This window comes from Alicyclobacillus shizuokensis NBRC 103103, assembly GCF_001552255.1.
Classification (GTDB): Bacteria; Bacillota; Bacilli; order Alicyclobacillales; family Alicyclobacillaceae; genus Alicyclobacillus_G; species Alicyclobacillus_G shizuokensis.
In genome coordinates this window covers 1-1,319 of sequence record NZ_BCQV01000117.1, presented here as the reverse complement: position 1 = coordinate 1,319, position 1,319 = coordinate 1, and the positions used below count along the sequence as shown (strand labels likewise).

Sequence of the window (1,319 nt, the reverse complement as noted above, 5' to 3'; positions counted from 1 at the left end):
TCTTAGCGATTACTGTAAAAGGTTATAGCGCCAATAACTATACCTAATACAATAATCCCGAGAATTACCCATAAGATAACCTTCAATGGCTTGCTCAAATTATCCCTCCCTCCATACATTAGAATATACTATATAAGATTCATTATTCTGTTGCGAAAGTTAGGACTCCTCCCAATAGGCCGTATCGACCACATGACCTTTATAATTGCCCTCAACTTCTAGAAAGCAATTTCCGAGCTGAACTGAAAGGCCTTGAAATGGTCCAATACCATAGGTAAACCTGGCTTCTGCAAAAGCATCGTTATTCGAGATCCAAGCACTAACAGAGCCTAGGCTCGTTTGAACTTCTGGGTTGTAGTTGTGTACAACATATCCGTCCTTATCAAGGATACTCGTGATCTTTGAGCCGGAAACTTTGTATCGTACACTCACCTCGTATTTTGTGACTGATATACCAAATAAAGTCATAGAATAAGCATAGGACACAGAGTGTGTCGTTGTAGACAGAGGATTATACATACCAGTAGTGTCGTCACCAATAATGGTCTGGGTAAGTGAGATATCTGGGTTTGTGTTCGTCCCATCCAACACGGATTGCATAGCATTGGAATCCCCCATTAAGTTGAGGAACTCTTGCTGTTGGTCGGGAGAAAGAGCTTCAAATTGTGCTAATTCCTGCTTTGCATTTTGAACGGCCGCATCAACTTGATCGGATGGAACGCCAGCATCAATAGCATCTTGTGCACTATAGTTCTCCAGTTATTCTTCGTATTGCTGTGGCGTATAGGAGAGAGTCGTGTCAGCTTTCGCAACCCAAACATTTGCAAATCCAAGGACCAGCGCGGTAGCGCCTGCAGCGACGAGAGACTTAGCCAGCATGTTCATCCCTGCATCTCCTTTTCGATAAATCTATACAACCCTAGTATCGAAATAGGTTGTTTGTTCTGAGTTTACCATAAATAATATATGCAAATCAAGATAAATTATAAATAATGGGATGGATCATAGTATAATGTGAATTTGTTATTTTGTCACGAATTCTTAATGCGTACCGCTGTAAAATCCTAATCACCAAATCGGGTAAGAGGGGGCGACTAACCCCCGACTTCCCACACCACCGTACGTAGAGGCTGCTGAACGGGAAAGACATGGTGAGTACCTTTCGCTCCACGAGCTCGCCGGGTTGTCCAACATAAGCCGTGCCAAAATCCACTTGCGCGCCGCCGGGATGTTCAAGCTGCTCATACCTCTCGGCACGCTCCAACTTGAGCTCCTTCCGGCGCTTGGCCACGTATTCTTCAACGGTCCGCCGCCCGCCC

Annotated in this window: 2 protein-coding genes and 1 pseudogene; all 3 read right to left on the bottom strand. The window is 44.7% G+C overall.

The features are described from left to right. Positions 1-159: 159 nt before the first annotated feature. Complete coding sequence (locus ASH01S_RS18735; RefSeq protein ID WP_157067241.1) at positions 160-600, bottom strand: hypothetical protein; 441 nt, start codon at positions 598-600, stop codon at positions 160-162. 159 nt (positions 601-759) lie between these two features. Continuing rightward, positions 760-885 carry a hypothetical protein gene (locus ASH01S_RS19570; RefSeq protein ID WP_281178247.1) on the bottom strand — a complete coding sequence of 42 codons (126 nt, stop codon included), beginning with the start codon at positions 883-885 and terminating at the stop codon, positions 760-762. A gap of 88 nt (positions 886-973) precedes the next feature. Further along, a pseudogene (locus ASH01S_RS19425) lies at positions 974-1,319 on the bottom strand (hypothetical protein); the annotation flags it as partial.